General features: G+C 71.6%; 5 protein-coding genes. 3 read left to right on the top strand and 2 right to left on the bottom strand.

Annotated features, from left to right (window positions below; genetic code table 11):
- The coding region (locus FRW57_RS17175) for an MFS transporter (protein ID WP_162529399.1) at window positions 1-906 on the top strand (906 nt) is incomplete at its 5' end.
- 85 nt (window positions 907-991) lie between these two features.
- Here the strand turns inward: FRW57_RS17175 and FRW57_RS17170 are convergent.
- Window positions 992-1,291 (bottom strand): hypothetical protein, encoded by a 300-nt coding sequence (locus FRW57_RS17170; RefSeq protein WP_137122845.1) that lies wholly within the window; start codon window positions 1,289-1,291, stop codon window positions 992-994.
- A gap of 83 nt (window positions 1,292-1,374) precedes the next feature.
- Window positions 1,375-3,150, bottom strand: coding sequence for a 3-hydroxyacyl-CoA dehydrogenase family protein (locus tag FRW57_RS17165; protein WP_137122909.1), 1,776 nt, complete (start codon window positions 3,148-3,150; stop codon window positions 1,375-1,377).
- A 76-nt stretch (window positions 3,151-3,226) separates the two neighbouring features.
- Between FRW57_RS17165 and nucS the strand changes: the two genes are divergently transcribed.
- Window positions 3,227-3,931 (top strand): endonuclease NucS, encoded by a 705-nt coding sequence (gene nucS / locus FRW57_RS17160; RefSeq protein WP_137122908.1) that lies wholly within the window; start codon window positions 3,227-3,229, stop codon window positions 3,929-3,931.
- Window positions 3,932-4,046: 115 nt separating this feature from the next.
- A partial coding sequence (locus FRW57_RS17155) for a gamma-glutamyltransferase (RefSeq protein ID WP_203230386.1) occupies window positions 4,047-4,880 on the top strand: 834 nt, incomplete at its 3' end.

The following is a 4,880-nucleotide window of genomic DNA, read 5'->3' as shown; positions in this document are numbered from 1 at the left end:
GAACCGGCACGGGGCGGAGGCAGCGTCGTGCACGTCGGCGACGCCCTCCTCGGCGTGGGCGACGGGGTGGCCGCCTCGCCACCGGAGGATGCCGACCGCGACGCAGCGGTGGTGCCCGGAGCCGCCCGCAGCGGTCTCGCAGAGGCGATCGAGGACGCCGGCATCGTGCCGCACGAAGGCCTCGTCCTGGACAGCGACCCGGCGGGGCGGTCCTTGGCGTGGGCGGTCCGCTACGTGCTGTCGATCCGCACCAACGTCGTGATCATCCTGGCCTCGGCCCTGGGGTACTTCTACGTCGCGGGCATGCAGACCTTCGCGATCGTCTTCGTGCGGGGTCGGTTCGACGTCAGCCAGAGCCTGGCGACGCTCATGCTGGTCGGGGTGGGGGCGGCGGTGATCGCCGGCACACTGGCCAGCGGCCAGGTGTCGGACCGGCTGATCGGGCGTGGCCACGTCACGAGCCGGCCGCTGGTCGGCGGGGTGTCCCTGCTGTTGGCGGTGGCCTTCCTGCTACCCGGTTTCGGGCTCTCGTCGGTGGTGGTGGCCATCCCGCTGCTGCTGCTCGGTGCGGCCGCCCTGGGCGCGATCAACCCGCCACTGGACGCGGCCCGGCTCGACATCATGCACTCCCGGTTGTGGGGCCGGGCCGAGAGCGTGCGCAACTTCTTCCAGACCCTGCTCAAGTCCGGCTCTCCGCTGGCCTTCGGCTGGCTGTCGACCGTGCTGGCGCCCCCCGGGCCCGCCGACAACCTCGCCCAGGGCGGCGGTGCCGTCGGCCTGACGCGGGCCTTCCTCGTCCTGCTCTCGGTGCTCGTCGTCGGAGGGCTGGTGCTGCTGGTGGCGCGCCGAACCTATCCGCGGGACGTGGCCACCGCGATGGCCTCCGAGGCAGCCACCTCTCGCTAGCCCGCTGTGCACCCTCGAAGTTGCTGGCGATCGGCGTCACCGATGACGCCGAGCCCCAGCAACAAGCGGGGCCGGCGGGTGCCGCTCACTTCCAGGAACCGCGCGGTGTGCGCCGGTGGCGGGCCCGCCAGCAGGGCGTGTGCCAGTGCCGGCGTTCGGCCAGGCCTCCGAGTCCGTCGGCGGGCCAGGCGACCACGTGCGGCGCGGAGGCGGGGACCTCCTGCTGGCAGCCGGGGCAGCGGTAGGCCTTGCCCGAGTCGTTGCCCCGGACGGTGCGCACCAGCCAGTCGCCGTCGGCGTGGCTCTCGGTGCGGACCATGCCCTGCATCGATCGGCCGAGGTCACCACGGGGCCCCTGCGGACGACGACGGTTGGCACGGGGCATACCACCGATTCTGCCAGCCCCCGTGAGGAATCTTTGCGAGGTTCGGGGCCCGGTCAGGGGCCGAAACCGCGCGAAGATTCCGCTCAGGAGTAGGTGCGGAAGCCGCGGCCGACCTTGCGGCCGAGGTAGCCCGCCGTGACCAGCTGCTCGAGCAGCGGCGCCGGGGCGAAGCCGCGCTCGCGAAACTCGAGGTAGAGCTGACGCTGGATCGCCAGTGAGACGTCCAGGCCCACCGCGTCCAGCAGCTCGAAGGGCCCCATCGGGTAGCCGCAGCCGGTCTTCATCGCGGTGTCGATGTCGTCGGCGCTGGCGTAGTGCGCCTCGAGCATCTTGACCGCGTCGCCCAGGTAGGGGAACAGCAGCGCGTTGACGATGAAACCCGCCCGGTCGCCACACGAGACCGGGTGCTTGCCCAGGTCCCGGCAGAAGCCCTGCGCGGTCGCGACCACCTCGTCCGAGGTCGACACGGTGTGCACCACCTCGACCAGCGCCATCACCTGTGCCGGGTTGAAGAAGTGCAACCCGACCACGTCCTGCGGTCGTGTGGTCGCCGCGGCGCACTCGATGACCGGCAGCGAGGAGGTGGTCGTGGCGAGCACCGCCCCGGGCTTGCAGATCTCGTCGAGGTTCTCGAACAGCGCCTGCTTGACCCCGAGGTCCTCCACCACCGCCTCGACCACGAGGTCGACCCCGGCCAGGTCGTCCAGCCGCGCGGTCCCGGTGATCCGGCCGAGCGCCGCCACCCGCTCGTCCTCGGACACCTTGCCGCGCTGCACTCCCTTCTCGAGGCTCTTGGTGACCCCGGCCACCACCTCGTCGACCTTGGCCGCGGAGCGGGCGACGAAGGTTACGTCATACCCGCCCTTGGCGCAGACCTCGACGATGCTGCGAGCCATCACACCGGAACCCACGACGCCCACGGAGGAGATCGGGCGGCCCTGCGCGGCAGCCGCGTCCGCGTCGGGCGTGAGGTGGTCCGGCACGACCTTGCCGCTCCCCGGCTTGTCGTAGGTGTAGAACCCGCGGCCGGTCTTGCGCCCCTTGAGGCCGGCGGTCACCATCTGCTTGAGGATCGGGCTGGGTGCGTGCAGCCGGTCTCGCCCCTGCTTGTACATCGTGTCGCAGATCTCGTATGCCGTGTCGAGGCCGATCAGGTCCATCAGCGCCAATGGACCCATCGGCAGTCCGCAGCCCAGCTTCATCGCGGCGTCGATGTCCTCGCGCGTGGCGTACTTCGCCTCGAACAGCGAGACCGCGTGGTTGAGGTAGCCGAACAGCAGGGCGTTGGCGATGAACCCGGCCTTGTCGCCGATGACCACCGGCATCTTGCCGAGCCGCTCGGCCAGCGCCTTGACGTCCTCGACCACGTCGTCCTCGGTGACGACGGTGCGCACGACCTCGACGAACTTGAGCACGGGCGCCGGGTTGAAGAAGTGCATGCCCACGACCCGGCGCGGGTTCTTGGTGGCCACCGAGATCTCGGTGACCGACAGGCTGGAGGTGTTGGTCGCGAGGATGGCGTCGGGGCCCACGATGTCATCGAGCGTGCTGAAGATCTCGCGCTTGAGGTCGAGGTGCTCCGGCACCGCCTCGACGACCAGGTCGCACCGCGCGAGGTCGGCGAACTCGCTGGTGAAGCGGACGCGCTCCAGCAGGGCGGCCTGGGCGTCCTGCTCCAGCTTGCCGCGCGAGACGGCACGGTCGGTCGACTGCTGCAGGATCGTGCGGCCGCGTTCGGCACCCTCGGGGGTGTTCTCCACCGCGACGACGTCGATGCCGTTGCGGGCGAAGACCTCCACGATGCCGGCACCCATGGTGCCCAAGCCGATCACGCCGACGGTGCTGATCTCTCGAGACATGAGCGCATCCTCTCAGAGGGCCGTCGGCGGGGTTCCGGCGTACCGGCCCCGCGGCCACGCCGGTTAGGGTGGCGCGGTGCGAGTGGTGATAGCGCGGTGCAGCGTCGACTACATCGGCCGTCTGACGGCCCACCTGCCCCTGGCGACCCGGTTGCTGATGGTCAAGGCCGACGGCTCGGTCCTGGTGCACAGCGACGGCGGCTCCTACAAACCGCTGAACTGGATGGCGCCACCGTGCGCGATGGCCGAGGTGGCACCGGACGCAGAGGAGGTCGCCGAGGGCGTCGAGGCGGTCTGGTTGGTGCAGCACGCCAAGTCGGAGGACCACCTGCGGGTGCGGCTGCACGAGGTCCTGCACGACTCCTCGCACGAGCTCGGCATCGACCCGGGCCTGGTCAAGGACGGCGTGGAGGCCCACCTGCAGCGGCTGCTCGCCGAGCACATCCACACCCTCGGCGACGGCTACACCCTGGTGCGGCGGGAGTACATGACGGCGATCGGGCCGGTCGACATCCTGTGCAAGGACGGCTCGGGAGCGAGCGTGGCCGTCGAGATCAAGCGTCGAGGTGAGATCGACGGCGTCGAGCAGCTGACCCGCTACCTCGAGCTGATGAACCGCGACCCGCACCTGACCGCGGGAGGGCCGGTCACCGGGGTGTTCGCCGCGCAGGTGATCAGGCCGCAGGCCCGCACCCTCGCCACCGACCGCGGCATCCGCTGCGTCACCCTCGACTACGACGCCCTCAAGGGGATCGACGACGTGGAGTCGCGCCTCTTCTGACCCACCACGGCGCCGATCTCCGGGACAGGGCCCGGGCGCAGGGCGCCGGGAGCGCAACAACGATCCGCACGGGGCGGGAGTGGTCAGCGGGGGCCGGCCTCGGCACAATCGAGCCATGAGCCGACGCGCGGCCGTGGCCGCCACCAACCCGCTGGCTGCCCAGGCCGGTCTGGACCTCGTGCACGGCGGGGGCACTGCGGTGGATGCCGCGATCGCCGCGATGACGGTGTCGTTCGCGACCGAACCCGGCATCGTCAGCCCGATGGCGGGCGCCTACGTCGCCGTCTGGCCGGTCGACGGCGACCCGGTGGTGGTGGACGGCAACGTCGAGATGCCCGGACGGGGTATGCCGTCCGAGGCCTTCGGTCGCGGGGTGCGCGAGATCCACACCGACTACGGCGGCGGCATCACGGTCGGAGCCGGTCACGGATCCGTCGCCACACCAGGGGCGTTCGCCGCTTTCGAGCTGGCCCACGAGCGCTACGGCGGGGCGCCGTGGCGGGAGCTGATGGCTCCTGCGATCCGCGCGCTGCGGACGGGGTTCCCCGTGGGGGCCGCGGCGGCGAGCTACCTCCAGCTGGTGCACGACTCGCTCTTCGGGTGGGACGAGCAGACGCGGGCGGCGGTGACCGGGCCGGGCGGCGGGCCGGCCCGCGCCGGGGACCTCCTGGTGCTGCCCGACCTTGCCGACAGCCTCGAGCAGGTCGCGAGTCAGGGAGCCACGGTCCTCTACTCCGGCGACCTCGGCGCGGCGCTGGTCGCCGACATGCGCGACAGGGGCGGCCTGATCACGCGGGACGACCTCACGGCATACGAGGCGGTGATCCGTCCGGCGCTGACCTCCACGTTCGGCGACTGGACGGTGGCGACCAACCCACCTCCCTCGATCGGCGGGCCGGTCCTCACCGCGCTGCTGCGGCTGCTGGCCGACCGGCCCGGCGGCGCGGCC

This window comes from Segeticoccus rhizosphaerae (assembly GCF_009192725.1).
GTDB classification, from domain to species: Bacteria; Actinomycetota; Actinomycetes; order Actinomycetales; family Dermatophilaceae; genus Segeticoccus; species Segeticoccus rhizosphaerae.
The sequence above is the reverse complement of the archived record's forward strand: the minus strand, read 5'-3'. Positions and strand labels throughout refer to the sequence as shown.

Excerpts from the sequence above, each read along its gene's own strand:
- FRW57_RS17165 (WP_137122909.1), bottom strand. The coding sequence starts at position 3,150 with ATGTCTCGAGAGATCAGCACCGTCGGCGTGATCGGCTTGGGCACCATG.
- FRW57_RS17170 (WP_137122845.1), bottom strand. The coding sequence starts at position 1,291 with ATGCCCCGTGCCAACCGTCGTCGTCCGCAGGGGCCCCGTGGTGACCTC.